The sequence below is a fragment of the Klebsiella sp. R445 genome (assembly GCF_051131755.1).
Taxonomy (GTDB): Bacteria; Pseudomonadota; Gammaproteobacteria; order Enterobacterales; family Enterobacteriaceae; genus Klebsiella; species Klebsiella lignicola.
In genome coordinates this window covers 610,185-635,949 of the sequence record NZ_CP180446.1, presented here as the reverse complement: position 1 = coordinate 635,949, position 25,765 = coordinate 610,185, and the positions used below count along the sequence as shown (strand labels likewise).

The following is a 25,765-nucleotide window of genomic DNA, read 5'->3' as shown; positions in this document are numbered from 1 at the left end:
AATGTCCATGAGTGGTTCTGCGCACTGCGTAGACGCAGTGCGTTATGCTGGCTTTCCCATCATTCTGACGTAGGAGATAAGCAGAGCATGGCGCAGCATCCTACACGTAACGAGATAGTCACGCACGTAAAACATCACTGCACCGCACTTGCTTAAATATCAATGAGTTCAACGACGAAGGTGTGCTAACAGCAGGCTAAAGGCAGTGGTATGCTGCCGACGCCCAGGGTAATAGAGGTGATATCCGGAGAAAGACGGGGTCCAGTTTTCCAGCACCCGCACCAGCCGTCCCTTCGCCAGCGCCTCCTCGACGCTATCCTCAGGAACGTAGGCCAGACCCAGCCCGGATTCAGCGGCGTCGATACGCTGCGGGAGGCTGTTTAAGATGATTTGCCCCTCTACGCGCACGCGCACTTCGCGGCCATCCTGTTCAAACTCCCAGGCATAAAGCCCGCCGAGGGTCGGCAGACGCATATTGATGCAGCGATGCTGTTCGAGATCGTGAGGGGTCTGCGGGGTACCATAGCGCTGCAAATAGTCCGCGGAGCCGATCACCGCCATGCGCATATCGGGGGCGATACGCACGGCAATCATATCTTTGGCCACCTGTTCGCCGAGGCGAACCCCGGCGTCAAAGCGGCCATCAACGATATCGGTCAGGCCGTTATCCACGGTAATTTCGATATTGATATCCGGGTATTGCAGCATGAAGGTTTTCAGCGCCGGCCACAGCAGGGCGCTGGTGGCATGCTCGCCGGCGGTCAGGCGAATGTTACCCGCAGGCTGGTCACGGGTATCGCGCAGGGTGGCCAGTTCCTGCTCAATCTCCATCAGATGCGGGCTCAGACGCTGGAACAGCCTTTCTCCCGCTTCCGTCGGGGCGACGCTGCGGGTCGTTCGGGACAGCAAACGCACGTCGAGGCGGGATTCGAGATTGCGCATCGCGTGGCTGAGGGCCGACTGAGATATCCCAAGCTGGGCAGCCGCGCGGGTAAAACTGCGCTCGCGGGCCACCACCATAAACGACAGCAGGTCGTTAACGTTATCTTTTAACATCGGTTTTCCAGATTAATGAATTCTGCTCATGGTTGCTCTCTTATTTTGTAGTCTAATCAGCGCCGTGGTTTTTCGCTACTTGCAACACACAGCTCATGTTGAGAGAAACGATGATGAAGATTACTCGCAGCGGCTCTCTGCATCCTGAAAAGGCCCGATGAAGGCCTGCCAGCACGACATTTTTGCGGGCGAGCTGATAGCGCGCATTTCCCTTCCAGGCTAAGATATTCGGCCCCAAAAATGGCCGGGAGACAGCCATGAAAATCAACATAGTGGGTACCAGCGGCTCGGGCAAATCGACCCTGGCGCGCCGGTTGGCGCAGACGCTATCGGTTCCCTGTATTGAGATGGACACCCTGTACTGGCAGCCGCACTGGCAGGGCACGCCGGATGACGCTTTCTTTGACAAACTGGCGGCGGCCATCGACCGCCCCGACTGGGTGCTGGACGGCAACTACAACCGCAGTCGTCCGGTGAAGTGGCGTGACGTCGACATGGTCATCTGGGTTGACTACGGTTTCTGGCGGACCCTCTGGCAGGCCGTTTTCCGCGCCATTTCCCGCGCGCGCTCACAGCAGGAGCTGTGGCCGGGTACCGGCAACCGCGAAAGCTTCCGCCGCTCCTTTTTTAGCCGCGAATCCATTCTCTGGTGGACCATCACCACCTGGAAAAAGAACCGCCTGCGTTATCAAATGGATATGGCCGACCCGACCTGGCAGCACATCCGCTTTATTCGTCTGCGCAACCAGCAGCAGACCGAGGCCTTCGTGCGTCAGCTGCAACAGCAGGTTGCCGCGCACTTGGCGCCAGACTGACAGGCCGACAGAGACAGGCGCAAAGCCTGTATATCTATTTTCCGGCAGAGCACATGTAAATAAATTGTTTCTCAACGACCGCAGCTGATTCTAATAATGCAGGCATGTTAGTTAATACGAGCCTGCGAAATGTCTTATCGAATCAGTATTCTGGATAAAAGTCCGCTGGCGGCGGGGGAAACTGCCGTACAGGCGCTGACGCGTACATTAACGTTGGCGCAACAGGCCGAAACCTGGGGCTATCACCGCTTCTGGGTTGCCGAACATCACAACACCGATCAACTTGCCAGCCCGTCACCGGAAGTGGTGATCGCCTGGATCCTCGGCCAGACCCGGCAGATTCGCGTCGGATCCGGCGGCGTCATGCTGCAACACTACAGCCCGTATAAAGTAGCGGAAAACTTTAATCTGCTGGCTTCGCTTGCTCCGGGTCGTGTGGATCTGGGGGTGGGTAAAGCGCCGGGCGGCCTGCCGCTGTCAACCCGGGCGTTGCAGCAAGGCGTTCACGCCGAAGAGAAAGGGACCTTTGCCGACAGCCTCGCCCAACTGGATAACTGGCTGTCGCTGACGGAGGACACCGGCGAAGAGAGCCTGCGTGCGACGCCGGTTCCCCCACGCCGCGCAGACGGCTTTCTGCTGGGCGCCAGCCTCGAAAGCGCGGAACTGGCCGCCCGGCTGGACTGGCATTTCGTGTTTGCCGCCCACCTGAACGGCGATAAAACCTTGCTGCGCGATGTACTGACCCGCTGGCGGGCCCTGAGCCGTCGCCAGACTATCGTGGCGGTGCAGGCGATCGTTGCCGCAGACCGGACCACGGCCCTGACGCTGGCAAAACAGGTTGAAGTGTGGGGCGTGGAGCTGGAAAACGGCCAACGGGTGACCGTCGGGAGCGAGGCCCAGGCGCTGGCTTTTGCCCGCCAGGCCGGAAGCCCGCCGACGCACATTGCCCGTCGGGAATCATCGCTGCTGGCCGGCACCGCCGACGAGGTGAAAGCCCAGCTCGATGCGCTGCACGCCGCCTGGCAGATCGACGAATTTATTATCGATACCCCAGTGAGTGAAGGGCAGGCGCGACTGGATTCGTTACGCTTGCTGGCTCAGGTCCACCATCGCGCGGAGGTGCTGTCATGAGTTTTGAACAACAACTGATTGGCTGGCGCCGCGAACTGCATCAGTTCCCGGAACTCTCGCTGCAAGAGGTGGCAACCACCGCCCGTATTCGCGACTGGCTGGAAAGCGGCGGCCTGCGGGTGCTGCCCTACGAACTGAAAACCGGACTGGTGGTGGAGGTGGGCAGCGGCGACAACATCATTGCCCTGCGGGCCGATATCGACGCTCTGCCCATTGAGGAGAACACCGGGTTGCCTTACCGCTCGCAGCACGAAGGGGTGATGCACGCCTGCGGCCACGACATTCACACCAGCGTGATGCTCGGCGCCGCGCTTCTGCTGAAAGAGGCAGAAGCGCAGCTGCCAGGTCGGGTGCGGATCCTGTTTCAGCCCGCAGAGGAGAACTTCGGCGGCGCGAAAACGCTGATTCGTGCCGGAGCGCTGGAAGGCGTGCGGGCGATTTTTGGCATGCACAATGAACCCGGTCTGCCGCTGGGCGAGTTTGCCACCCGCGGCGGCGCCTTCTACGCCAACGTCGATCGTTTTGTGTTTAAGGTGACCGGCAAAGGTGCGCACGCTGCGCGTCCCCATGAAGGCAAAGACGCGATTTTGCTGGCAAGCCAACTGGTCACCGTGCTGCAAAGCGTCGCCAGCCGCGAGGTGAATACCCTCGATTCGGTGGTGCTCAGCGTGACGCGCATTCAGGGCGGAAATACCTGGAACGTGCTGCCGGAAAGCGTTGAGCTGGAGGGTACCTTACGGACCCACAGCAGCGAGGTACAGCAGCGCGTGAAGGCGCGGGTCAGCGAGATAGCCGCCGGGTTTGCCAGCGCCTTTGGCGCCCAGATTGATGTGTTCTGGTATGCCGGCCCGACGGCGCTGGTCAATGATGACCGCTGGGCGGCGTTTGCCAGCGAGGTTGCCGCAGAAACCGGCTACCGCACTCATGAAGCCGATTTGCATATGGGGGGCGAAGATTTCGCCGTCTATTTGCAGCATATTCCAGGCGCCTTTGTCAGCATCGGCAGCGCCAGTGAATATGGACTTCATCATCCGGCCTATAACCCGGATGACCGCTTAATTGCCCCGGCGGCCCGTTATTTCGCGGCGTTGGCACAACGGGCGCTCCAGCAGAGTTAAACGTTGTATACCGCGCCCTGTCAGGGGTATTTAGCCAGGGCTCATGCAATTTGAAACATGACCGGTAAATTCAAAAAAAGGGGTTGTTATGTCTGAAAAACGGCAATTGCGCCTGGGAACCATATTACACGGCGCATCAGGAAATATGTCCGCGTGGCGTCATCCGGCCGCTCAGGCCGATGCCAGTATTAATTTTGACTTCGTCAAACAAACGGCATTAAAAGCGGAAGAGGGAAAGCTGGACTTTATATTTGTCGCCGACGGTTTATATATTAATGAAAAATCTATCCCGCATTTTTTAAACCGTTTCGAACCCCTGACGGTATTATCGACGCTGGCGGCGGTGACCCGCCACCTCGGGCTGGTCGGTACCTTATCGACCTCCTACAGCGAGCCCTTCACCACCGCGCGGCAGTTTGCCAGTCTCGACCATTTGAGCCAGGGACGTGCCGGCTGGAACGTGGTGACCTCGCCGCTGGAAGGCTCGGCAAAGAACTTCTCCCGTGCGCAGCATCCTGACCATGCGCTGCGCTATCGTATCGCCGATGAATATTTACGAGTAGTTAAAGGGCTCTGGGACTCCTGGGAACAGGACGCTTTTATCCGCAATAAAGCCACCGGCCAGTTTTTTGATAACACCAAACTGCACACCCTTGACCATCACGGTGATTTTTTCCAGGTCGCCGGTCCGTTAAATATTGCCCGCACGCCGCAGGGACGTCCGATTATCTTTCAGGCAGGCGCTTCGGATGACGGGAAAAAACTGGCGGCAAGTCACGCCGATGCCATCTTCACCCATCAGGCCACCCTGGCGGAAGCTCAGGTATTTTATCGCGATGTTAAACGCCAGCTGGCGGAACAAGGGCGGCAGGCGGATCAGCTGCACATCTTCCAGGGCGTCAGCGTGATTGTCGGCGACGATGCCGCTGACGTGGAACAGCAATACCAGACCACCGCCGCGCTGGTGTCGATCGACGATGCTCTGAACTACCTCGGGCGCTATTTCGAACACCATGACTTTAGTCAGTATCCGTTGGATGAAGCGTTCCCGGATATTGGCGAACTGGGCAAAAACAGCTTCCGCAGCACCACCGATGAGATCAAACGTAACGCCCGTGAACGGCATTTGACCCTGCGCCAGGTGGCGCTGGAGGCCGCCAGCCCGCGCCCGCTGTTTTCTGGTACGCCAGAAGAGGTCGCCGACGGTCTGCAGCAGTGGTTTGAACAGCATGCGGCGGACGGTTTTATCATCCAGGGCGGCACGCCGGACACCTTCCCGCGGTTTGTTGACCGGGTGGTGCCAGTGCTGCAGGCACGTGGGCTGTTCCGTGATGAATATCCCGGCACGACCCTGCGCGACAGTCTGGGGCTGGCGCAGCCCGTGAACCAATTCCAACAATAAAAACAGAGAACACCGCTATGCAGAAAAAGTCACTTTTACTGGCGCTTGCGCTGGCCTTTAGCGCCCCGTCATGGGCACAGGACGTGAACATCAACGGCACCGGCGTGAGCCTGGCCGCCAATAAAGCGCCGATCAACACGGCGAAAAACCCGCAGGCCATTGCGCAGCTGCCGGCGAATTATCACTTCGCGGTGCCGGGGAAACTGACCGTGGCGGTGGCGGCGCTGAACTCTCCGCCGCTGACGGTGTTTTCCGACGATAACAAAACCCTGCTAGGCAGCGAGGTGGATATCGCCCGCCTGGTGGCCGACAGCCTGGGGCTGGAGCTGAACGTCGTCCCGACCTCCTGGGAAGACTGGCCGCTGGGGGTGGCCTCCGGCAAATATGATGCCGCGATCAGCAATATCACCGTCACCAAAGAGCGCAAAGAGAAGTTCGATTTTGCCACCTACCGTAAGGACTCGTTGGGCTTTTATGTCAAAAGCACCAGCCCGCTGCAGCATATCGACAAAGCGGAAGATATTGCCGGGCTGCGCATTATCGTCGGCTCCGGGACTAACCAGGAGGCCATACTGCTGGCGTGGAACGCTGAAAACCTGAAGAAAGGGCTGAAACCCTTTACCCCGGTCTACACCAAAGACGATGCCGCCCAGACGCTGGCGATCCAGTCCGGCCGCGCTGACGCTTTCTTTGGCCCCAACGTGATTGGCGCATGGAAAGCGGCGCTGACCGGCAAAACTAAGCTGGTGGGTAGCGTGGATGGCGGCTGGCCGAAAGCGGCGCATATCGCGGTCACCCTGAAAAAGGGCGGCGGCCTGGTGGAACCGGTGCAGACGGCGTTAAACGGCGTCATTAGCAACGGCGACTATGCCAAAGTGCTGAACCGCTGGGGCGAAGGGGTCGAGAGCATCCCGCAATCAGAAATTAACCCGGCCGGTTTGGGCGACTAACAGGAGGCAACATGAGCGACGCATTCCGCGATATCTCCCCCGAAGCACCGGAACTTCAGCCGATTATTAACGGCCTGTTCGCTGAATATGCCGCGCGCTATGGCGATTACTTTTCCCGTGACGCGGAGGTTGAGCTGACCGAATGGTATCTGGCGCCGCAGGGGCTGTTCATCGTCCTTGAACGCGACGGCGAGATCATCGCCACCGGGGCCTATAAACCGAAAGATGCCCACACCGCGGAGATCAAACGTATCTGGACCCACCACCGCCTGCGCCAGCAGGGGCTGGCGGCAAAAGTCGTGCAGGAGCTGGAGCGGCGGGCCGTGCTGGCGGGTTACAGCCACATTTATCTGACAACCGGCTTTCGCCAGCCGGAAGCGGTGAAACTCTATCTGAGCCAGGGATACGACGCGCAGTTTGACCTGACGCGCAACCCGGAAGAGTACAGCCAGCCGCCGTTTGACGGACGGCTGCGCTTCAGCAAAGCGCTGGCGGTCAGCGCCCTGAGCCAAAGTGCCTGAGGAGGCCACATGACGCATTCGGAAACGATAAAAGTGGTTCCGGCGCGCTACCCGCTGCGCGCCGTCGGGGCGCTGCTGGCGCTACTGGTGCTGGCGGGCGTGGTGCAGTCGGTGGCCTTTAACCCGCGATGGGAGTGGGCGGTGTTCGCCCGCTGGTTCTTCGACCCGGTGATCCTTGAAGGGCTGGGGCAGACCCTGCTGTTGACGCTGATCGGCACTGTCCTCAGCGTGCTGTTCGGCGGCGTGCTGGCGCTGGCCCGGCTCTCTTCCTCCTGGTTGTTGAGCAGCCTTGCCTGGGGCTATATCTGGCTGTTCCGTTCGCTGCCGCTGATTGTGGTGCTGATCATTCTCTACAACTTTTCCTATCTGTACGACACGCTGTCGATTGGCATCCCGTTTACCGCCTTTAGCTGGGGGAGCTACCAGACCATCAACGTGCTGGGGCAATTTTCGACGGCAGTGGTCGGGCTGACCCTGGTGCAGAGCGCCTACACCGCTGAGATTATTCGCGGCGGTTTCCTCGGGGTTGATCACGGGCAGTATGAAGCCGCTGCGGCGCTGGGGCTGCCGGCATGGCGCCGCACGTTGCGGATTATTCTGCCGCAGGCGCTACGGACAATTTTACCCGCCGGCTTTAACGAAATTATCAGCCTCGCCAAAGGCACGGCGATGGTCTACGTGCTGGCGATGCCGGAGCTGTTTTACACCATTCAGATGATCTACAACCGAACCCAGGAGGTGATCCCGCTGTTGATGGTCGGCGCCGTCTGGTACCTGGTGATCACCAGCGTGCTGTCAGTTATTCAGTATCTGGTGGAACGCGCTCTGGCCCGTAGCGAACGCCGCTCGGCGGTAAACTCGCCGCGTCGTCGTCAGCTTCAGGAAACCGCCCCGCAGCCGCAGCAGAAACCGCAGGAGGCCATTCATGCCCAACTCTCTTAACGGCCATATTTCGATTACCGGGGTCAGCAAGTACTTCGGTCGCCACAAGGCGCTGGACGATGTGTCGCTGGAGATCCCTCCCGGCACCGTCACGGTGATCCTCGGTCCGTCCGGGTCGGGCAAGTCCACGCTGCTGCGCACCATTAACCATCTGGAGCGGGTAGATGAAGGGTTTATCCAGATTGACGGGGACTATATTGGCTACCGTCGCGAGGGCGACAAGCTGTATGAACTGAAAGAGAAAGCGATTCTGCGTCAGCGCGTCAACGTCGGCTATGTCTTCCAGAACTTCAACCTGTTCCCGCACCTGACGGTGCTTGAAAACCTGATTGAAGCGCCGATTGCTCACAAGCAGGCGACCCGCAAAGAGGCGATAGCCCGCGCCTATGACCTGCTCGATGTGGTGGGCCTGCGCCACAAGGCCGATGCCTGGTCGCGGCATCTCTCCGGTGGGCAGCAGCAGCGCATCGCCATTGCCCGGGCGCTGGCCCTTAAGCCGAGGGTGATCCTGTTTGATGAACCGACCTCGGCGCTCGATCCTGAGCTGGTGGGCGAAGTGCTCGACGTGATTAAAAAGCTGGCGCGATCCGGCACCACGCTGGTGGTGGTAACCCACGAAATCGGCTTCGCCCGCGAAGTGGCCGACAAAGTGGTGTTTATGGTGGAGGGCAAAATCATCGAGCAGGGCAGCAGCGACGAGGTGCTCAACCATCCGCAACATCCGCGAACGCGGCAATTTTTATCGAAGGTGCTGGCATGAAAACAAGGATAAGTGTGGTTGCGCTTGCCGCCATTTCAACGGTGATGGCAACCGACGTGCAGGCGGACATCGACCTGAAGGCTAACGAAACGCCGCTCTCGGTGACGGCGGATCACGCGGCAATCGCCAGGATCCCGGCCAACTACCGTTTTGTTGAGCCCGGCACGTTGACGGTGGCCATTTCGGCGCTGAACTCGCCGCCGCTGGCGCTGCTGGCAAGCGACAACCGCACGCGCATCGGCAGCGATCCGGATATCGCCCGTCTGCTGGCGGGAAGTTTAGGGCTCAAGCTTAAGCTGGTGCCCACGGCGTGGGAAGACTGGCCGCTGGGGATCACCTCCGGGCGCTATGACGTGGCGCTGGTCAATATCGCCGTCACCGAGCAGCGTAAAACAAAGTTCGACTTCGCCACCTACCGCGTCGATTCGCTGGCGTTTTCCGTGAAATCGACCAGCAACATTGCGCAAATCAGCGGACCGGCGGACCTGTCGGGGCGCAAGGTGATCGTCGGTTCCGGCACCAATCAGGAGCGTATTTTACTGGGCTGGAACGAGGAAAATAAAACGGCAGGACGTCCGCCGGCGCTACCGGTCTATCTGACCGATGACGCTTCCGGCAACCTGTACATCCAGTCCGGGCGCGCCGACGTCTTCTTTGGCCCGCAGTCAACGGCGGCTTACAAAGCGGCGCTGAGCGGCACCACCAAAGTGGTGGGGCTGGGGCCGAAGAAAGCGTGGGTGGCGACCACCACCAAAAAGGGCAACGGCCTGGTGTATGCGCTGCAGGCGGCGCTGGACGGCGCCATCGCGCGCGGGGAGTATCAGCAGGTGCTGGCGCGTTGGGGAGAGCAGGGCGAGGCGGTGGCGCAATCGACGGTGAATCCGCCTGGTATTACCTACTAAAAAAAACGCTGTTTCGCAGGAGTGTGTTGCGAAACAGCGGGGGCGATATTCGCCAGGGATTTAACTTCAGGCAAGGCGTGGGGTGAGGGTTATCCGGTCCAGCGGGCCGACCACAAACAGGTAGGAGAACAGGCCCAGTACGCCCATGGAGCCGACATACAAAATGGCGTAATCAAACGACTGGGTGTTAGCGAGGATCACCCCAATCACCAGCGGGGTGATGATGCTCGCCAGGTTACCGCACATGTTAAACACGCCGCCGGCAATGCCGAGCATCTCCTTCGGCGAGGTATCGCTGAGAATGCACCAGCCAAGGTTGCCAAAACCTTTGGCGAAGAAGGCCAGGCTCATGGCGGCGATGACGACCACTTCCGAACTGGTATAGTTAGCCACGATAATCACGCAGGAGAGCAGCATGCCGCAGATCACCGGCAGTTTACGGGCGGTGGTCAGGCAGTAGCCCTGTTTCAGCAGCCAGTCGGAAAAGACGCCTCCCAACAGTCCGCCGATAAATCCGGCGATCGCCGGGATACTGGCGACGAAGCCCACCTTCAGGATAGACATTCCCTTGGCCTGATACAGATAGGTGGGAAACCAGGTCAGGAAGAACCAGGTAATTGACGTCACGCAGAACTGGCCGATATAAACGCCGATCATCATCCGGTTGACGCAGACGCTTTTGACCTGCGCGAGGGTGAGTTTCTGCTGCATTTTACGACTACCCAACTCCGGCTCACCGCCGCCGTCGCGGATATAATCAATTTCCTGTTGATTGATGCCTGGGTGCTGTAGCGGATCTCTGACTTTAATTAGCCAGAATATCCCCAGGAGCACCCCGATGGCGCCAATATAATAAAAGACGTAATGCCAGCTTAAGTTATGCAAAATAATGGTCATCAACGGCGTAATAATCCCCAGAGAGATATATTGTGCCGCCTGGTAAACCGAGGTGACGAATCCTCGTTCTTTATTCGGGAACCACTGGACGCTGAGGCGGCTATTGGCGGGAAACGCCGGCGCTTCTATAGCCCCCATCATCAGGCGCAGAATAATCAACACGATCAGCGGGCTGGCGTACAGATAGATGGTGCCCTGAAACATGGTGACGACCGACCAGCCAATTAATGCAAAGCCGTAGACCAGGCGGGAGCCATATTTATCCAGCAGCCAGCCGCCGGGGATCTGCATCACCACATACGAAATCCCGAATACCGAAAAAGCCAGCCCCATGACTTCGGGATCGAAACCTAACTCTTTGCTCATCATCGGGGCAACGACGGACAAAGTTGCCCGATCGGCATAATTAAACACGGTGGCGAGAAACAGAAATATCAAAATACCATAACGGACATTGCTGGGTTTTATTGACGTTGTCATGTTATTCAACTCCTTTGCAGGGTTGTGTTGTGGGGACAGCGGGTAAGAGGAACTTCCCCCGGACTACGGGTTTTCAGCCGTTTCCGGGGAAATCGATTAAGGGCGCTGACCAAACTCGCAGCTGTGCTGGGTCCAGCGGCGGGCCTGTTCGCTGAGGGTGAAGCCCAGACCATGGCGTTCAGACACCCACATCCGCCCGTCGCGCAGCTCCAGCTGTTCGTTAAACAGCGGGTTCAGCCACTCGAAATGTTCCAGCCACGGCTCCAGCGGGTAGGCGGCGGCCAGATGCAGGTGGACTTCCATGGCAAAATGCGGTGCCAGCTTGCGGCCATGTTTCGCGGCGAGATCCATAATTTTGAGGAACGGCGAGATGCCGCCCACGCGCGGGGCGTCAGGCTGAACCACGTCGCTGGCGTTGCCGAGGATCAGCTGTTCATGTTCACGGAAGCTGGTCAGCATTTCACCGGTGGCGATAGGGGTGTCCAGCGCGGCGGCAAGCTGGGCGTGGCCTTCGACATCGTAGGCGTCCAGCGGCTCTTCAATCCACACCAGATTAAACCCTTCCATTTTGCGCCCCATGCGGATGGCGGTTTCACGATCCCACTGCTGATTGGCGTCGACCATCAGCGGGAAATCATCCCCAAGAACTTCCCGCACCGCCGTCAGGCGACGAATGTCTTCGGCGGTGTTGGGCTGGCCGACTTTGAGTTTGATCCCGCCGATGCCGTTTTCCCGCGAGATAGCCACGTTCTTCAGCACCTGATCCAGCGGGGTATGCAGGAACCCGCCCGAGGTGTTGTAGCACTGCACGGAATCGCGGTGGGCGCCGAGGAGTTTGGCTAACGGCAGCCCGGCGCGTTTGGCTTTCATATCCCACAGCGCGATATCGATAGGGGAGATAGCCTGTACCGCCATGCCGCTGCGGCCCACGGAAGCCCCGGCCCACAGCAGTTTGGTGTAGATCTTATCGATATCATTCGGATCTTCGCCGAGCAGGTTATCGGCAATCTCTTTGGCGTGGGCGTAGATCCCCTGGCCGCCGGCCCGTTTCGAGTAGCTAAAGCCGACGCCTTCATAACCATCTCGGGAGCGGATTTCGGCAACGATAATCGCCACTTCGGTCAGCGGTTTTTGCCGACCAGTGAGCACCTTGGCATCGCTGACCGGCGTTGCCAGTGGTAAAAAGGCCAGCGACAGTTTGACGTGAGCAATGCGGTCGCCGGTTTCAGCCGCGGTTCTGGCTCCGAGGGTTTTGGCGTAGCTCACGGACTCGGAATTTGCGCTAAAGGTCATGGTAGGTTCCTTTCAGGTTATAAAATGTTTGCGCTAACATTTCTAATCCTGAACGCCGTCATGCGCCATTGCATTGGCTTTAAATTGTACAAACGATCACAACTGGCGATAATTTAGGGTGAAATTATGCAGGCGACATCACGATCTAAACAGATTTGTGAAAAGTCACAATCATAAATGATAGCGATAACATTTAATGGGCCACAACGCTGATAGTATCGGGCTGAGACCGGCAGAGGCTGGCAATTGCGTGGGGCATCATCAATAATGCCCACAGGAAAACGACTCAACACAGGGGCTTTGTCGTGAAAAGCAGAAAACCGTCGCGGGCGCCGACGCTGGATGATGTCGCTCGTAGCGCCGGGTTGTCATCGATGACGGTCAGCCGGGCGCTAAATACCCCGCAGCTGGTGCGCCCGAAAACGGTGGAGAAAGTGATGCAGGCGGTGCAGGCTACCGGCTATATCCCCAATGCGCTGGCGGGCGGACTGGCGTCGCGGCGAAGCAAACTGATCGCGGTGGTGGTGCCGCAGATCAACAACAATATGTTTGTCGATACCATCCAGACGCTCAGCGATACCCTGGCGGCGCGCGGTTATCATATGCTGTTGTGCGTGGCTGGCTACAGTCGGCAGACCGAAGCCGAGCTGGTGGCGACCTTACTCTCACGCCGCCCGGATGGCGTGGTGTTGACCGGTATTCAGCACGCTGCAGCGCTGAAAAAAACCATTCTTAACGCCGCCATTCCGGTGGTGGAAATCTGGGACCTGACCCCTACGCCGCTGGATATGCTGGTGGGTTTTTCGCATGAGAAAGTCGGCGAAACCATCGGCGAGTTTCTACTGCACAAGGGCTACCGTCGTCCGGGACTGCTGTGGGCCCCAGACGCGCGCGCGGCGCTGCGTAAGCAGGGGCTGCGCGCCGCGCTCAGCAAAAACGGCATATCCGCCGCACCGCAGATTGAAGTCCCGCTGCCGGCGTCACTGGCGTTGGGACGCCAGGGCCTGGTGCAGCTGCTGGATTCCGCCTCGTTTGATGTCATCGTCTGCAGCTCGGACACTCTGGCGCAGGGGGCGATCATGGAAGCCGAAAGCCGTGGCCTGCGCGTGCCGCAAGACCTGGCGGTGATTGGCTTTGGCGATCTGGATTTTGCCGCCAGCAATCGCCCGGCGATCACCACCGTCAGCGTCGACCGCCACGCCATTGGCGAACAGGCGGCAACGCTGCTTGCCGACCGCATCGAAGGCCGCGGGGAAGGCGAGGTGATTATTGATATCGGTTTTCAGCTGGTGGCGCGCGAGTCGGCGTAGACGGATCAGCGTAGCGCCACCGGGGAATTACGCCAGAACCGCCGGTTTCTGCCTACACTTAGCGTTTAACGTGGAGGCCGAATATGATCACCGTTTATGGCGCACCCGGCTGGGGCTCGGCGATTAGCGAGCTGATGCTGACGCTGGCCGGGATGCCTTACCACTTTGTTAACGTCGCGGGCTTTGACCAACCTGGTCCGCAGCGCGAACGCCTCAAACAGCTAAACCCGCTGTGTCAGGTGCCGACCCTGACGCTGGATGACGGTAGCGTGATGACCGAGTCCGCAGCGATCGCCCTGATGATCCTCGACCAGCGTCCGGATCTGGCGCCCGACCCGGGTACGCCCCAGCGTCATCAGTTTCATCGCCTGCTTATCTGGCTGGTGGCCAACGTCTATCCCACGTTTACCTATGCGGACTATCCGCAGCGCTGGGCCGCAGATGCGCCCGAGCAGCTGCGGGAAAACTGTATTCAGTATCGACAATCACTCTATCTGTGGCTGGAGCAGCAGCTGGCCGCCGCACCGTACGCGCTAGGGGCGGAGATAACCCTGCTGGATTGCTATATCGCGGCGATGTATTCATGGGGGCCGCGGCAGGCGTGGTTTGACGGGCATACGCCGAAGTTGGCTGCGGTGGCGGAAAAGGTCTATCAACGGCCTGAGCTTCAGCCGGTGCTGCGTGACAACGGGTTGATTTAAGGCACAAATAGCGAACCGATACCTCGGGGCTATGCTAATTTATCGCACTGACACTAAGGAGCCTGCTATGCCACATGTTGATATTAAATGTTTTCCCCGTGAACTGTCCGACGAACAAAAAACCGCGCTGGCGAACGACATCACCGACGTGCTGATTCGCCACCTCAGCAGCAAGGACAGCGCGGTGAGCGTTGCCCTGAACCAGGTTGAACCCGGCGACTGGCAGCAGGTCTGGGACAGCGAAATTGCCCCGCAGATGGAGCAGCTGATTAAAAAGCCCGGCTACAGCATGTAATCATCGAGGACCCCGGATGGCGGCGCGATGCGCCTAATCCGGGCTACGATATGGTGCGGTGTGTAGCCCGGTCAGCGTAGCGCCACCGGGAATCCCGGATGGCGGCGCGACGCGCCTAATCCGGGCTACGGTATGGTGCGGTGTGTAGCCCGGTCAGCGCAGCGCCACCGGGGAGTTGGCCGCAGGATATTATCCCGCCAGCGCCTGCAGGTGCTGCTGCATATTACCGGTCACCGCGGCGGCATTGATGTGATCAAAATAGCCATACCAGCCGCTGGCAGCGATACCGGCCAGCAGGGCATCGCGGGCCTGGGCGTCAGGAAAACGCCAGATCCCCAAAAAGCGGTGCGGAGCCGCGTTGTCGATGGCTGTATCGGTTTCCGCTAGCGTCAGCAGTTCAACCCCCCATTGTGCAAGACCGCTCATCCCGGACTGAATGCCCTGAATAAACGCGCTACGTTGCGCCTCTGACAGCGCGTGCCAGGCGGCGTTGGGAGTGTAGAGTTCAACCAAATAATGAGACATGTTTGCTGCTCCTTTACGTTGTGTTTTAACACGAATCAGATGCGGCTTTTCCCGCCAGCGTTCCGGCGGCGACTTTCGCCAGCAGGCCAGCCAGCTGGCTGCGCTCCGGCGCCGAGAGATGGCTGAACAAACCGGCAATCCAGCGGCTGTGTTGGGCAAAAACCTTGCCGATCAGCTGCTTGCCTTCAGGGGTTAATGCAATACGCATCGCCCGGCCATCAAGAGGGTCGGCATGACGTTCAATCAACTGGTCGCGCTCAAGACCGTTCAGCAGACCGGTGATCGTCGCCCGGGTGACGCCGGCTCTTTCTGCCAGCACGTTGGGGGCGAGGCCCTCAGGCGCGGCATCAAGCAAAAACAGCAGCACGAAGCGCCCCTCGGATAGCCCCCAGGGTGCCAGCAGCGTCGCGCAATCGCGGTCGATGGCGGCAGCTAACGACAGGGTCTGAAAACAGAGGCGGATATTGTCCACATCGGCAAGCTGATGACGTTCGGCTTCCTGCAGTAGCGATAGGTATTTTTGTTCGAGCTCCATAGTGGCCTCCGTCAGATAGTATGGTGCCTAACTATATGTCTGAATCAATGAACGATCAACCTGCTAAAAAAGAGAGTGTCGCGGGGAGAAGGCAGGCTCAGAGCCTGCCTCGGTAAAGAAAGGTTACTCTTCCGGCATATTGGCCTGCACGTGGCGGCCGCTGGCGACAAAATTACCGGTGCCGAGATGGTGCAGGGTATTGAGCTTATCGTCGTCGAACTGCCAGCGACCGGTAGCAAACGCCCGCTCATCGGCGGCAGCGGAAACCACCTCGCCAAACAGGGTATCGTACTGCTCCTGGGCTGAGCCTGACGGGAGCAGGCGGCACTCCATCCACGCCAGACACTTCTCTTCGATTAACGGCAGTCCCAGAACCGGGCCGTTGACCACCGGAATACCGTAGGCGTTGAATTTATCCTCGTCCCGCCCGCTGATGCTGCCGACGGCATAGGTCCAGCTGGCCGCTGCCACCCCGGGAACCACGATACCGAAGGTGCCGTTGCGCTCGATAATTTCCCGCGTCCAGGCGCTTTTGTCCACCACGATCGCCAGCCGGGGCGGCGCGAATTCGACGGGCATTGACCATGCGGCGGCCATCACATTGCGGCGTTGCGTTTGGGCGTCATAACTGGTGATCAGAATGGTCGGGCCATGATTAAGCAGGCGACTGGCGTACTGGAGTTCCACGTGGCGAAAACGGCTCATAAGCGTTCCTTGGTAAATGGGTCTGATGCCAGACAACACGTTAATCCGCAATGAAAACGTAATCAATACGTCATACAGGCTCCCTATAGTCGGCACCACTAAATCCCAAAGAGGATCACAACATGGAAGCTCTCCTGTCTTTATCACAGGTGAGCGCGGCCCGTCAGGTGTTAACCGCGGGCAGAGCATCGCTTTCCCAACGGGGAGGGCGAGAATGCGCGCGCTGACCAGCATCACACTCGATGGCGTCTCATTCGCCTTCGGCCCCCAGACCGTTCTTCATCAAATCGACCTGCAGATCGACGCGGGCAGTATCGTGGCGCTTTTAGGGCCGTCGGGCTGCGGCAAAAGCACCTTGCTGCGTCTGCTGGCGGGACTTACCGTGCCCGCCAGCGGCGAAATTCGTTTCGGCGACCGGCTGGTAGCAAAACGCAATTGGGCAATGCCGCCGGAGCAGCGCGACATCGGCATGGTGTTTCAGGATTACGCCCTGTGGCCGCATATGACGGCGGCGCAGAACGTTGCCTTTCCGCTGCGGATGCGCGGCGTATCGTGCCATGACCGACAAAAACGGGTCGCTGAAGCGCTGGCGCTGGTGGGCCTCAGCGGTTTCGCCGGGCGTAAACCTTCCGGGCTGTCCGGCGGGCAGCAGCAGCGCGTGGCCCTGGCTCGCGCCATCGTCGCTGAACCTCGGGTCCTGCTGTTTGATGAGCCGCTCTCCAATCTCGATAGCGAACTGCGGGAATCACTGTGCGTGGAGATGAGCCGTCTCCTGCGACAGCTGGGGATCACCGCCGTGTACGTCACTCACGATCGCCGCGAAGCCGAGCTGCTGGCCGACAGAATTGTTCATCTCTCGGCGGGCGCCATCGCCGCCGTTCGCACCGTTACTTCATCCTCAGGGGAACTTGCATGAAAACCGTTATGACCATTAAGAAAGGAGCTGCGCTCGCGATGCTGTTGTCCGCCACTATGATGTCCAGCGCCCATGCGCTGACCGTATATACCGCCGGTCCCGGCTCGCTGGCGAAGAGCCTTGCCAGCGGCTATGAGAAGAAAACCGGAGTGAAGGTCAATATTTTCCAGGCTACCACCGGCAAGGTAATGGCCCGTCTGGAAGCCGAGCAGGCCAACCCGCAGGCGGATGTGCTTATCTCTGCCTCCTGGGACACCGCCGAGGATTTACATCACCGCGGCTGGCTGCTGCCGTACCAGAGCGCCAACGCCGATAAGGTGCCGGCGAACCTGAAAACGGCGGATTATGTCGCGCAGGGGATCTCGGCGCTGGGCATCGTCTGGAATACCAAAAGCGGAACCCCGGAGCCGAAAGAGTGGCGAGACCTGACCGAAGCGGCGTTCAAAGACAAAGTGACCACGCCGGACCCGGCGCTTTCTGGTGCATCGTTGGATTTGCTGATCGGGTTACAAAATGGCATGGGCGATAAAGCCTGGGGGCTGTTTGACGATCTGAAGCGCAACGGCATGGTGGTCAGCGGGCCGAACGCGCAGGCGGTTACCCCGGTGATGCAGGGGGCGAAAGCGGCGGTATTCGGCGCGGTGGATTATGTCTCCTATGGCAACATCCATCAGGGCGAATCCCTGAAGGTGATTTTCCCCGCCAGCGGCACGGTGATTGCGCCGCGTCCGATGATGATCCTCAAAACCAGCCAGCATGCTGACGATGCCAAAGCCTTCGTTGATTATGTCCTGTCACCGGAAGGCCAGGCGCTGGTTGCCGATGCCTGGCTGATGCCGGCGCGCAGCGATGTCCAGGCCAGGCGCCCGCTGCTCAATGAGCTGAAGATCCTGCCGACCACCAACGATGGCAGCAGTGAACGTAGCGCGGTGCTGTTCCGCTTCAATACGCTGTTCGCGCAGTAACCCGATGTTTCCCCAACGTATCCGGGGGATCAGGCCTGGCACTTTTCCCGGAGGTGGCGCTGATGCGCCTGTCCGGGATACAGGACCGCCGGTAGATTGCGGGCGATTATTTTTCCAGGTATATGCCGTGAAACAAACGCTGATATCCGGGTTTACGCTGACCGCGCTGCTGGTGCTGGTGGCGTTACCGTTGTTATTTATTGTTCTGCAGGCGATATTTCCGCACTTAAGCGCCGGTTCGCTGGACGGGGCATTGAGCGGCGTCTCGACGCTGGTCAAAGAACCGCAGCTGCTGTCGATGCTCGGCGGCACCCTGTGGATCGCCGCTGGCGTGGCGCTGATGAGCGTGCTGATTGGCCTGCCGCTGGGGGTATTGCGTGGTCTGTTTACGCTGCCGATGCCGCGCTTGTGGGATCTGTTGTTCCTGATCCCGTTTCTGACGCCGCCCTATATTTCGGCCCTGTCGTGGATGCTGGTGCTGCAAAGCAACGGCTATCTGCAACAGCTCACGGGCTGGGATCTTAACGATCTGCTGTTCAGCCGCAGCGGGATCGTGCTGGTGATGACCTTTAACATCTTCCCGGTGGTCTATTTCGCCGTTTCCCGCAGCCTGCTGGCGAGCGGTCAGCGGCTGGCGATGGTGGCGCGTGTGCACGGCGCCAGCGCGTGGCGGGCCTTCTGGCATATCACGCTGCCGATGCTCTCGCCGGCGCTGGCGGCGGGGATGCTGCTGGCGTTTACTCTGGCAATTGAAGAGTACGGTGTTCCGGCGGCGCTGGGCTCGCGGGCCGGGCTGACGATGCTCACCGTCGGTATCGAGAAAAAACTCGCCGACTGGCCGATTGATTTACCCGGCGCTTCACTGCTGTCGCTGCTGCTGATCGCGGTGGCGCTGCTGGCCTGGTGGCTGCAAAAGCGGCTCACTGGCGATACAGAGGTCACCAGCGTGACCGGCAAGCCGGGAGAGAACAGCGGTGCCAGCCTCGGCTGGCTGGCGGCGCCTGCGGTGCTGCTGATGACCGGTGTCGGTGGACTGGCGGTGGTACTACCGGGGGCCTCGATGGTGCTGACCAGCCTGATGGGCACATTATCCGGCGGTATTCACAGCGATAATTTGACCTTGCGTCATTTTACCGCGCTGTTCGCCCAGCAGGGCGATGCGCTGTCGGCGCTGGGGACCAGCCTGTCGCTGGCGCTGGCGTCAGCATTGATTGTCGGGCTAATCGGACTGCTGGCGGCCTGGCTGGTGCTGGTGCAGAAAATCAAGGGCAGCGCGCTGGTCGATGCCTTATCGTTGATGCCGGCGGCGCTCCCGGGTGTGGTGGTGGGCGTGGGGTTGATTCTGCTGTGGAACCAGCCGTTCTGGCCGGTTTCGCCCTATAACAGTTGGTTTATGCTGCTGCTCTCCTATTGTTGCCTGCTGATGCCGTGGCCGGTGCGCTATGTCGGCAGCGCGCTGCGCCAGCTCGGCACCAACCTCGAACCGGCGGCGCGGGTACACGGCGCCACGCCTCTGCAGGCGCTGCGTTTAATCGTCCTGCCGCTGGTGTTTCCGGCGCTGCTGGCCGCCATGCTGATGGTGTTTGCTGTGGCCTCGCGCGAGCTGGTGACCTCGCTGCTGCTGGCACCGGCCGGTACCCAGACCGTAGCGGTGTTTATCTGGCGCCAGTTTGAGCAGGGCTCGGTCGGGCAGGGAATGGCAATGGCCTCACTGACGCTGTTGACCGGGCTGCTAGTGATGCTCAGCGCGCTGGCGTTAATGCAGCGGAGCACACGCGAATAAAAACGACCGCACAAAATAGACGGCCAAACGGCAAAAATAGGCTATAAATGTCGGACACCGATTGCTGGAGGCATTGATGAGTCCATTTTTAAGCGCCTATTTTTCCCGTCTGGGTTGGACGGGAACCCCTGATGTTTCGATCGACACCTTGCGCGACCTGCATATTCACCACAACAGCGCCATCCCGTTTGAAAATCTGGATGTGCTGTTGCCCCGGGAGATCCACCTTGACGATCGCACGCTGGAAGAGAAGCTGGTGAACGGTAGGCGTGGCGGTTACTGCTTCGAGCAAAACGGTCTGCTGGAAAGAGCGCTGCGCGAGCTGGGCTTTAAAGTCCGCAGCCTGTTGGGAAGAGTGGTGCTGGCGAATCCGCCGCAGATGCCGCCGCGCACCCACCGTTTGCTGCTGGTAGAAGTGGAAGGCGAACGCTGGATTGCCGATGTCGGTTTCGGCGGGCAGACGCTGACCGCGCCGATCCGGCTGCTGGCGGATGTTGAGCAAGCTACCCCGCACGGTGAGTATCGTCTGCTGTGTGAGGGAGAGATCTGGACGCTGCAGTTCAGCCACCACGGCCACTGGCAGTCGATGTACCACTTTGACCTCGGTCACCAGTACGCCTCCGACTATGTGATGGGCAATTTCTGGTCGGCCCACTGGCCGCAGTCGCATTTCCGCCACCATCTGCTGATGTGCCGCCATCTGCCGGACGGCGGCAAAATGACTTTAACCAACTTCCACTTCACCCACTGGGATAAGCACCATGTGGTCGAGAAGGTTGATTTCCCGGACGTCCCGGCGCTGTATGCCGCGCTGCAGTCCCGTTTCGGCCTCGGCGTCGATGATGCCAAATATGGCTTCAGTGAAGCGGAGCTGGCGGCGGTGATGGCGGCGTTTGATACCCATCCGGAAGCCGGTAAGTAGGGCGCTAAAGGGCCGGAAACGACGTTCTCCGGCCCGTATCCGCCGTCACTGCGTAACCGGGATATCCGTTAAACAGAACATCTTGCCGCCGCTGAATGACCAGTCTTCCGGCTCGGTAAAGCCGATCACCACCATCACCTCGTGCGGGCTGATGCCCAGCGACTGCACAAGTCGCGTCACTAAATCCTGATAAAAACGCTGCTTTTGCAGATGGCTGCGCGGCTTACCGGCGGTTATCTGAAACAGCAGGAAATCATCGCTGCGCCCGGCTTCAGCCGTACAGAGGTAGTGCGGGTTAACTATCCGCTGCCCTGGGCTGTAGCAATCGAAAAGCTGAAAGCAGTCACCGGCCGGGACCGAAAAATGGTCTTCCAGCGCCTGCTGTAACGCGGTGCTAATCGCGGCGTGCCAGGGGGCGAAATGTTGCTCAGAAATCGCAATGCGGGTCACGGGCATCGTCGTCCCCTTATTCCGCGTTGAGCTGGTGCAATACGTTTAACGCCGACACCGCAGCAGGCCAGCCGGCATAAAACGCCAGGTGGGTCATCAGCTCGGTGATTTCGCTTTGGGTGACGCCGTTTTTTTCAGCGAACTGCAGGTGCCAGCCGAGCTGTTCCGGGCGATACAAGGAAACCAGCGCGCTAAGGGTGATCAAACTTCTGTCGCGCGCAGAGAGCGCCGGACGCTGCCAGATATCGTTAAACAACACCTCTTCGCTCAGCGAGGCCAGTTTTGGCGCCAGTTGCGCCAGGTTTTCCCGTGTCAGATGACCGTTACTCATGTTTTTGCCCTTATTGTGAAATCCAGTGGGGTGTCACAGAGACGATATCCGGTTATGATTGTTTCGATAATCATATAATTCATGACCAACAGTCCTGAAAAGCGGGATGATTGATAATGACCAGAAGACCACTGACCCTGGATGCCGATGCGCTGCGTGCTTTTGTCACCGGGATGGAGCTGGGGAACTTTGCCCTGGCGGCGGAGCGCCTCGGACGTTCAACCTCGGCAGTCAGCGCGCAGCTGAAAAAACTGGAGCAGCAGACCGGCATGGCGCTGGTGCAGAAGGCGGGCCGTCATCTGGCATTGACGCCTGAAGGTGAAATCATGCTGGGTTACGCGCGACGCATGCTTAGTCTGAATGACGAAGCCTGTGCCGCGTTGCAGGCCAGAGGGGTGAGCGGCGAGGTGCGCCTCGGGCTGCAGGAGGATTTTGGCGAGGTGCTCCTGCCGGCGATCCTCGGGCAGTTTGCCCGGGCCTGCCCGGAGGTTGAAATTGCCGTGACCGTGACCCGCAACGCGCCGCTGCGAGTGGCGATGCTGCATCAGGAGCTTGACCTGGCGCTGAGCTGGGAAGGGCGCGAGCAACCGGCTTTTGACCGGGTTCTGGGAAGGGTGCCGCTGCGCTGGATCGCGGCGCCAGAGTTCGAAATCGCCACGTATCTCGCCAAAAACCAGCCGCTGCCGCTGCTGGCGTTTGAAGCGCCCTGTTTGATGCGTACCGCCGCCACGACGGCATTAGACAACGCCGGTATTCCGTGGCGTATTGCGTTTACCAGCCGCAGCCTGAACGGTATCTGGGCCGCCGCCTCTGCCGGGTTAGGGGTCGCGCTACGTACCACCATCGGCATACCGGCGACGCTGCAGGTCATCCAGGCCACAACGCTGCCCGACGCGGGAGATATTGGCGTCGGGCTATATGGCGATGAACGTCGCCTTACTGCACCGGCAAAGCTGCTGCTTGATACCATTATTGACTGCTTTGCGCTGCATCTGCCGCCTGGGGAATAATTCTGGTCGCCGTGCCGTTTTGTGTCGATGCCCATTTTGGCGGTTTATAACAACAGTCCGGGTAATTTGAACACGCATGAAAGTTTCCGTAGGGGCCATGTCGCAATATAATCACACCCTGTTGACAGGCAGGACAGAGGGCTTCTTCGATGTCATTTCCTGCTGTATCGGTAATGGACAGAGCACCCGCACGTCGTAATTCCTCCACGAAAACTGAACATTGACCTTTCACCGTAAACATTGCCACGCTGCGCCGCGCTCGTGTCAATGCGACATAAAATAGCCGACGTTCCTCACTGTGGGGGAAATTGTCACTTTCTGGCATAGCCAGTGAAAGCAGTGGGTCGTCGCTACGTGAATTTGGGAAGCTGCGACCTCTGTGAGTCGTCACCATCTCAGGTAGGATAACGTAATCAGCTTCGCTGCCCTTGGAGCGATGAATAGTTAAAAAAGAAACATCAAGCCATTCATTAAAGCGTGATACACGGTCAGGCAGATACTGCCTGTCACTGTTATAGCGGCCCAGCACAAATACCGAGATTTTTCCCTTTCGGCCCTCAGGGATATCACCGTTTTTGGCATCATTAGCGAGCTTTATAATGAAGTTATCAATGGCGCTGGCAAGATGGTCTCTTTTCGTGACCTGAAAGGCTTGCACTGCGGCACCGAGCGTCGGTGTCGCTGAGTGCACGTTTTTACTAATCTGATTGGGGTTTTGCGAGATAAACCGACTTGAGATATCACATAAGGATTGTGGACAGCGAAAGGTTTGTTCCAGCTTGAGGACTTGTCCTTGACCAAACCATTCGCGAAAGGCAGTCATGACTGACTGATCGGCACCGGCAAAGCGATTTATCGACTGCCAGTCGTCGCCGACAGTAAATAAAAAATGACCTGGTTTTTGCGTTAATGCACGACATAGACGTGCTCTGGCGCGTGAAGCATCCTGAAATTCATCAGCCATGACCAACCTGTAAGGAGAGGTATACCGTCCTGTCTCCAGATATTCTGCTGCGACATTCAGCATGTCTTCAAAATCAATACCGTTCTCCTGAGCCAGTTCGGTATCCCATTCACGTAGAACCGGTTCGATCAGGTTCAGGAATAGCTGATAGCGATAGGGAAATGTGAAGACCTTACCTGGACTGAAACGCTGGCGAATAGCCTCAATACTCAGATTGTTGCTCTTGGCATGATTGATAAAGATCCTCATTAAGTTGAGTAGTTCATCTTGTTTCATCGGCACTTCACCGTTCGCGGGTGCTTTGCGATTAGGGTCGGGTTTGAGTTCGATGCCACGTGAGGTCAGTTCATGTGCCAAATGTCGGAATGCATCGCCGGAACGTAACTGATCCGACGTTGTTTCCATCATCTCGGTTCCGTATGTTTTGTGTAAGTGTCGTTTCCACTCAACACCAGCCAGATAATCCGTGAAATGTTCAGGTGGATTCCCTTCAGCATCAAGAGCGAAGTGCTCGTGATAAAGGCCAATATCGGGATAGTAAAAATCAGGATGGTACTGGTGATGGTGCTCATCAGCAGTATCGTGTTCATAGGCGGGTTCGTAGCAATAATTAACGCCATTCAGAAAGAGCCAATTGCAGAGAGTGGCTTCTTCCTGACTGCGTACACGGTGACTGTCTATAGTGAGGATGAAACCATTTCCTTGAGCATCCCACGTATTTGCATCATCACTTGCTCCAAATTCAGGTAAATCACCGCCAAAAACGAAACGAAACAGGTGCCATTGAACGAAGAACTGGATTGATTCTGTCGTTAATCGTTCTGCAATATTTCGTAGTTTGTGAATGCCTGCCATTTGGTCGATTGCCCAGACAGGGACATTTGGTTTTTTGCCGGTTACCTTAGCAACAATGCGTAAACCCAACGCATGAAAAGTCGTCGCTTCTACATTGACGCCCTGAAATCCCAGGCGGCCAAAGGATTCGCAGCAGCGGTTACTAAGTTCTTCAGCTGCCTGTTTATTGAACGCGAGTAAAACAATGCCTTCTGCTTTGGCTATATTTCGCTCAATGGCATAGACAGCTTTGGCAACCATTGTGGATGTCTTTCCGGAACCGGCAGAGGCAATCACCTGCACCCGATTGTCGAAACAGATAACCGCTTTTGCTTGCTCAACGGTAAGCGGTTGTCGTTCTACTCCGTCAAATATGGCCTTACTTGCTATAAGCTCCCGTGCAGTATGTTCGGCATTCATGGTGTCCCAGTGCAAGCGATGATCCATCCCCCATTGCTCGAGAGTATGAATCACAGCCTGAGCATTAGACGCTAATAAGGCAATAATCTGTGGATGTCTAAGAAGTATTACCATGCGGCGATTGTCGATATCCGGTCTGATAGCTTCAATACTCAACTGCATTTCATGGGTGATCCAACGCCGTTGTTGCCTCGCTTTATCTTCTTGCTGTGTTTTGTACGCCAGCCAGTCATTGATGGTATCAACGGTCTGGTTGATGAAGGTGATCTCGCCCTGCAGTCGAGCCGTCACATATATTTCATTGAGTACCTGCAGAAATATCGTCGCCTGTGCGTTAGGTAGTCCATCGATGGTAATTATTTGTGAATTTTTGTCGTTGAGAATGATATCAGTCCAGAACAGCCCTTTATGGACAGAACAATTTTTTTGCTCTTTGATATCAATATGATGAATCAAACCATCAATAGAAAGCGACAGGATGAAACCCTGCAAGTTGAGGCACCACTTAGACGACCGCGTGAATTGACGACCCCAGAATGAGGGGGTCCATTGATTTACCATACTATTCTCAGACTACGTGCGAACCACAACAGCCAGGTTGCCAGCGGTTTCTATCAGGGAGTTTATACGGTCAGGATAAAGATGTGAGGTCACAATAACCATGTAATTTCTGTTGTAACTTGTGTACAGATAGCAGTGACGGTCGTGCAGAACGGATATTGATAACCCGGTTCCGCTCAAATCTCTTAGTTATTATAACTATGGGCTTACTACGGCGTGGTGCTGCAGTTTTCCATGGGAACTGCCAGGGCCTGCCGACGACAGGCCTTGG

The 25,765-nt window shown here is 58.1% G+C and carries 25 protein-coding genes and 1 pseudogene; 16 read left to right on the top strand and 10 right to left on the bottom strand.

Translation table 11 applies throughout. The annotated features are described in order from the left end of the window. Nucleotides 1–168: 168 nt before the first annotated feature. Together ACMYSN_RS02935 and ACMYSN_RS02930 are read right to left on the bottom strand one after the other, a co-directional pair. Entirely contained in the window at nucleotides 169–1,056 is an 888-nt protein-coding gene (locus tag ACMYSN_RS02935) for a LysR family transcriptional regulator (RefSeq protein ID WP_462496952.1), read from the bottom strand. Nucleotides 1,057–1,108: 52 nt separating this feature from the next. Further along, on the bottom strand, nucleotides 1,109–1,327 hold the full coding sequence (locus tag ACMYSN_RS02930; RefSeq protein WP_462496951.1) for a hypothetical protein: 219 nt from the start codon (nucleotides 1,325–1,327) through the stop codon (nucleotides 1,109–1,111). Here ACMYSN_RS02930 and ACMYSN_RS02925 point away from each other — a divergent pair. The 8 genes and pseudogenes from ACMYSN_RS02925 to ACMYSN_RS02890 all read left to right on the top strand — a co-directional run bounded on the left by ACMYSN_RS02925 (nucleotide 1,314) and on the right by ACMYSN_RS02890 (nucleotide 9,597). Continuing rightward, nucleotides 1,314–1,871 (top strand): P-loop NTPase family protein, encoded by a 558-nt coding sequence (locus ACMYSN_RS02925; protein WP_462496950.1) that lies wholly within the window; start codon nucleotides 1,314–1,316, stop codon nucleotides 1,869–1,871. The genes ACMYSN_RS02930 and ACMYSN_RS02925 overlap by 14 nt on opposite strands. Before the next feature lie 129 nt (nucleotides 1,872–2,000). Further along, nucleotides 2,001–3,002, top strand: a complete 1,002-nt coding sequence (locus ACMYSN_RS02920; RefSeq protein ID WP_462496949.1) for an LLM class flavin-dependent oxidoreductase — start codon at nucleotides 2,001–2,003, stop codon at nucleotides 3,000–3,002. Then, nucleotides 2,999–4,120 (top strand): M20 peptidase aminoacylase family protein, encoded by a 1,122-nt coding sequence (locus tag ACMYSN_RS02915; RefSeq protein ID WP_462496948.1) that lies wholly within the window; start codon nucleotides 2,999–3,001, stop codon nucleotides 4,118–4,120. The genes ACMYSN_RS02920 and ACMYSN_RS02915 overlap by 4 nt, the downstream gene beginning before the upstream one ends. A gap of 88 nt (nucleotides 4,121–4,208) precedes the next feature. Continuing rightward, nucleotides 4,209–6,472 (top strand): annotated as a pseudogene (locus ACMYSN_RS02910) (NtaA/DmoA family FMN-dependent monooxygenase). 11 nt (nucleotides 6,473–6,483) lie between these two features. Further along, a complete protein-coding gene (locus ACMYSN_RS02905) occupies nucleotides 6,484–6,993 on the top strand; it encodes a GNAT family N-acetyltransferase (protein WP_174508759.1) in 510 nt (169 codons plus the stop codon). A 9-nt stretch (nucleotides 6,994–7,002) separates the two neighbouring features. Further along, complete coding sequence (locus ACMYSN_RS02900) at nucleotides 7,003–7,935, top strand: amino acid ABC transporter permease (protein WP_123754215.1); 933 nt, start codon at nucleotides 7,003–7,005, stop codon at nucleotides 7,933–7,935. Continuing rightward, a complete protein-coding gene (locus ACMYSN_RS02895; RefSeq protein ID WP_123754216.1) occupies nucleotides 7,919–8,695 on the top strand; it encodes an amino acid ABC transporter ATP-binding protein in 777 nt (258 codons plus the stop codon). The genes ACMYSN_RS02900 and ACMYSN_RS02895 overlap by 17 nt, the downstream gene beginning before the upstream one ends. A 44-nt stretch (nucleotides 8,696–8,739) precedes the next feature. Continuing rightward, on the top strand, nucleotides 8,740–9,597 hold the full coding sequence (locus ACMYSN_RS02890; protein ID WP_462498187.1) for a type 2 periplasmic-binding domain-containing protein: 858 nt from the start codon (nucleotides 8,740–8,742) through the stop codon (nucleotides 9,595–9,597). A gap of 66 nt (nucleotides 9,598–9,663) precedes the next feature. On the opposite strand, the gene ACMYSN_RS02885 is transcribed toward ACMYSN_RS02890, so the two are convergent. Continuing rightward, nucleotides 9,664–10,974, bottom strand: a complete 1,311-nt coding sequence (locus ACMYSN_RS02885; protein ID WP_462496947.1) for an MFS transporter — start codon at nucleotides 10,972–10,974, stop codon at nucleotides 9,664–9,666. Nucleotides 10,975–11,070: 96 nt separating this feature from the next. After that, entirely contained in the window at nucleotides 11,071–12,267 is a 1,197-nt protein-coding gene (locus ACMYSN_RS02880) for a mandelate racemase/muconate lactonizing enzyme family protein (RefSeq protein WP_462496946.1), read from the bottom strand. A gap of 305 nt (nucleotides 12,268–12,572) precedes the next feature. On the opposite strand from ACMYSN_RS02880, the gene ACMYSN_RS02875 reads away from it, so the two are divergent. The 3 genes from ACMYSN_RS02875 to pptA all read left to right on the top strand — a co-directional run bounded on the left by ACMYSN_RS02875 (nucleotide 12,573) and on the right by pptA (nucleotide 14,573). Beyond that, nucleotides 12,573–13,577 (top strand): LacI family DNA-binding transcriptional regulator, encoded by a 1,005-nt coding sequence (locus tag ACMYSN_RS02875; RefSeq protein ID WP_462496945.1) that lies wholly within the window; start codon nucleotides 12,573–12,575, stop codon nucleotides 13,575–13,577. 83 nt (nucleotides 13,578–13,660) lie between these two features. Further along, on the top strand, nucleotides 13,661–14,278 hold the full coding sequence (locus ACMYSN_RS02870) for a glutathione S-transferase family protein (RefSeq protein WP_462496944.1): 618 nt from the start codon (nucleotides 13,661–13,663) through the stop codon (nucleotides 14,276–14,278). A gap of 67 nt (nucleotides 14,279–14,345) precedes the next feature. Further along, nucleotides 14,346–14,573 carry a tautomerase PptA gene (gene pptA, locus ACMYSN_RS02865; protein ID WP_462496943.1) on the top strand — a complete coding sequence of 76 codons (228 nt, stop codon included), beginning with the start codon at nucleotides 14,346–14,348 and terminating at the stop codon, nucleotides 14,571–14,573. Nucleotides 14,574–14,762: 189 nt separating this feature from the next. On the opposite strand, the gene ACMYSN_RS02860 is transcribed toward pptA, so the two are convergent. The 3 genes from ACMYSN_RS02860 to ACMYSN_RS02850 form a co-directional block, all read right to left on the bottom strand. Further along, nucleotides 14,763–15,098, bottom strand: coding sequence for a DUF6616 family protein (locus ACMYSN_RS02860; RefSeq protein WP_154143772.1), 336 nt, complete (start codon nucleotides 15,096–15,098; stop codon nucleotides 14,763–14,765). Nucleotides 15,099–15,123: 25 nt separating this feature from the next. Beyond that, the gene (locus ACMYSN_RS02855; protein WP_154143773.1) at nucleotides 15,124–15,633 is read right to left on the bottom strand and encodes a MarR family winged helix-turn-helix transcriptional regulator; all 510 of its coding nucleotides are present in this window, start codon (nucleotides 15,631–15,633) and stop codon (nucleotides 15,124–15,126) included. Between the two features lie 123 nt (nucleotides 15,634–15,756). Next, complete coding sequence (locus tag ACMYSN_RS02850; RefSeq protein WP_123754226.1) at nucleotides 15,757–16,338, bottom strand: flavin reductase family protein; 582 nt, start codon at nucleotides 16,336–16,338, stop codon at nucleotides 15,757–15,759. A gap of 214 nt (nucleotides 16,339–16,552) precedes the next feature. On the opposite strand from ACMYSN_RS02850, the gene ACMYSN_RS02845 reads away from it, so the two are divergent. The 4 genes from ACMYSN_RS02845 to nhoA all read left to right on the top strand — a co-directional run bounded on the left by ACMYSN_RS02845 (nucleotide 16,553) and on the right by nhoA (nucleotide 20,924). Next, nucleotides 16,553–17,254 carry an ABC transporter ATP-binding protein gene (locus ACMYSN_RS02845; protein ID WP_462496942.1) on the top strand — a complete coding sequence of 234 codons (702 nt, stop codon included), beginning with the start codon at nucleotides 16,553–16,555 and terminating at the stop codon, nucleotides 17,252–17,254. Next, entirely contained in the window at nucleotides 17,251–18,219 is a 969-nt protein-coding gene (locus ACMYSN_RS02840; protein WP_462496941.1) for an ABC transporter substrate-binding protein, read from the top strand. The genes ACMYSN_RS02845 and ACMYSN_RS02840 overlap by 4 nt, the downstream gene beginning before the upstream one ends. 127 nt (nucleotides 18,220–18,346) lie before the next feature. Next, on the top strand, nucleotides 18,347–20,002 hold the full coding sequence (locus ACMYSN_RS02835; RefSeq protein WP_462496940.1) for an ABC transporter permease: 1,656 nt from the start codon (nucleotides 18,347–18,349) through the stop codon (nucleotides 20,000–20,002). Between the two features lie 76 nt (nucleotides 20,003–20,078). Further along, the gene (gene nhoA, locus ACMYSN_RS02830; RefSeq protein WP_462496939.1) at nucleotides 20,079–20,924 is read left to right on the top strand and encodes an arylamine N-acetyltransferase family protein; all 846 of its coding nucleotides are present in this window, start codon (nucleotides 20,079–20,081) and stop codon (nucleotides 20,922–20,924) included. Nucleotides 20,925–20,969: 45 nt separating this feature from the next. Here nhoA and ACMYSN_RS02825 read toward each other — a convergent pair whose 3' ends face one another. Beyond that, on the bottom strand, nucleotides 20,970–21,380 hold the full coding sequence (locus ACMYSN_RS02825; RefSeq protein ID WP_462496938.1) for a tautomerase family protein: 411 nt from the start codon (nucleotides 21,378–21,380) through the stop codon (nucleotides 20,970–20,972). 10 nt (nucleotides 21,381–21,390) lie between these two features. Beyond that, nucleotides 21,391–21,705 carry a carboxymuconolactone decarboxylase family protein gene (locus tag ACMYSN_RS02820; protein WP_462496937.1) on the bottom strand — a complete coding sequence of 105 codons (315 nt, stop codon included), beginning with the start codon at nucleotides 21,703–21,705 and terminating at the stop codon, nucleotides 21,391–21,393. Between the two features lie 116 nt (nucleotides 21,706–21,821). Between ACMYSN_RS02820 and ACMYSN_RS02815 the strand changes: the two genes are divergently transcribed. Then, on the top strand, nucleotides 21,822–22,715 hold the full coding sequence (locus ACMYSN_RS02815) for a LysR family transcription regulator (protein WP_462496936.1): 894 nt from the start codon (nucleotides 21,822–21,824) through the stop codon (nucleotides 22,713–22,715). On the opposite strand, the gene ACMYSN_RS02810 is transcribed toward ACMYSN_RS02815, so the two are convergent. Then, nucleotides 22,675–25,425 (bottom strand): UvrD-helicase domain-containing protein, encoded by a 2,751-nt coding sequence (locus tag ACMYSN_RS02810; RefSeq protein ID WP_462496935.1) that lies wholly within the window; start codon nucleotides 25,423–25,425, stop codon nucleotides 22,675–22,677. The genes ACMYSN_RS02815 and ACMYSN_RS02810 overlap by 41 nt on opposite strands. Nucleotides 25,426–25,765 lie beyond the last annotated feature (340 nt).

What these genes read in the sequence shown, in the direction of transcription:
- pptA (WP_462496943.1), top strand. Translation starts at nt 14,346, where the DNA reads ATGCCACATGTTGATATTAAATGTTTTCCCCGTGAACTGTCCGACGAA.
- ACMYSN_RS02820 (WP_462496937.1), bottom strand. Translation starts at nt 21,705, where the DNA reads ATGAGTAACGGTCATCTGACACGGGAAAACCTGGCGCAACTGGCGCCA.
- ACMYSN_RS02850 (WP_123754226.1), bottom strand. Translation starts at nt 16,338, where the DNA reads ATGAGCCGTTTTCGCCACGTGGAACTCCAGTACGCCAGTCGCCTGCTT.
- ACMYSN_RS02845 (WP_462496942.1), top strand. Translation starts at nt 16,553, where the DNA reads ATGCGCGCGCTGACCAGCATCACACTCGATGGCGTCTCATTCGCCTTC.
- ACMYSN_RS02925 (WP_462496950.1), top strand. Translation starts at nt 1,314, where the DNA reads ATGAAAATCAACATAGTGGGTACCAGCGGCTCGGGCAAATCGACCCTG.
- ACMYSN_RS02860 (WP_154143772.1), bottom strand. Translation starts at nt 15,098, where the DNA reads ATGTCTCATTATTTGGTTGAACTCTACACTCCCAACGCCGCCTGGCAC.
- ACMYSN_RS02895 (WP_123754216.1), top strand. Translation starts at nt 7,919, where the DNA reads ATGCCCAACTCTCTTAACGGCCATATTTCGATTACCGGGGTCAGCAAG.
- nhoA (WP_462496939.1), top strand. Translation starts at nt 20,079, where the DNA reads ATGAGTCCATTTTTAAGCGCCTATTTTTCCCGTCTGGGTTGGACGGGA.
- ACMYSN_RS02885 (WP_462496947.1), bottom strand. Translation starts at nt 10,974, where the DNA reads ATGACAACGTCAATAAAACCCAGCAATGTCCGTTATGGTATTTTGATA.
- ACMYSN_RS02930 (WP_462496951.1), bottom strand. Translation starts at nt 1,327, where the DNA reads ATGTTGATTTTCATGGCTGTCTCCCGGCCATTTTTGGGGCCGAATATC.
- ACMYSN_RS02870 (WP_462496944.1), top strand. Translation starts at nt 13,661, where the DNA reads ATGATCACCGTTTATGGCGCACCCGGCTGGGGCTCGGCGATTAGCGAG.
- ACMYSN_RS02825 (WP_462496938.1), bottom strand. Translation starts at nt 21,380, where the DNA reads ATGCCCGTGACCCGCATTGCGATTTCTGAGCAACATTTCGCCCCCTGG.
- ACMYSN_RS02905 (WP_174508759.1), top strand. Translation starts at nt 6,484, where the DNA reads ATGAGCGACGCATTCCGCGATATCTCCCCCGAAGCACCGGAACTTCAG.
- ACMYSN_RS02880 (WP_462496946.1), bottom strand. Translation starts at nt 12,267, where the DNA reads ATGACCTTTAGCGCAAATTCCGAGTCCGTGAGCTACGCCAAAACCCTC.
- ACMYSN_RS02815 (WP_462496936.1), top strand. Translation starts at nt 21,822, where the DNA reads ATGACCAGAAGACCACTGACCCTGGATGCCGATGCGCTGCGTGCTTTT.
- ACMYSN_RS02890 (WP_462498187.1), top strand. Translation starts at nt 8,740, where the DNA reads ATGGCAACCGACGTGCAGGCGGACATCGACCTGAAGGCTAACGAAACG.
- ACMYSN_RS02915 (WP_462496948.1), top strand. Translation starts at nt 2,999, where the DNA reads ATGAGTTTTGAACAACAACTGATTGGCTGGCGCCGCGAACTGCATCAG.
- ACMYSN_RS02840 (WP_462496941.1), top strand. Translation starts at nt 17,251, where the DNA reads ATGAAAACCGTTATGACCATTAAGAAAGGAGCTGCGCTCGCGATGCTG.
- ACMYSN_RS02935 (WP_462496952.1), bottom strand. Translation starts at nt 1,056, where the DNA reads ATGTTAAAAGATAACGTTAACGACCTGCTGTCGTTTATGGTGGTGGCC.
- ACMYSN_RS02855 (WP_154143773.1), bottom strand. Translation starts at nt 15,633, where the DNA reads ATGGAGCTCGAACAAAAATACCTATCGCTACTGCAGGAAGCCGAACGT.
- ACMYSN_RS02900 (WP_123754215.1), top strand. Translation starts at nt 7,003, where the DNA reads ATGACGCATTCGGAAACGATAAAAGTGGTTCCGGCGCGCTACCCGCTG.
- ACMYSN_RS02920 (WP_462496949.1), top strand. Translation starts at nt 2,001, where the DNA reads ATGTCTTATCGAATCAGTATTCTGGATAAAAGTCCGCTGGCGGCGGGG.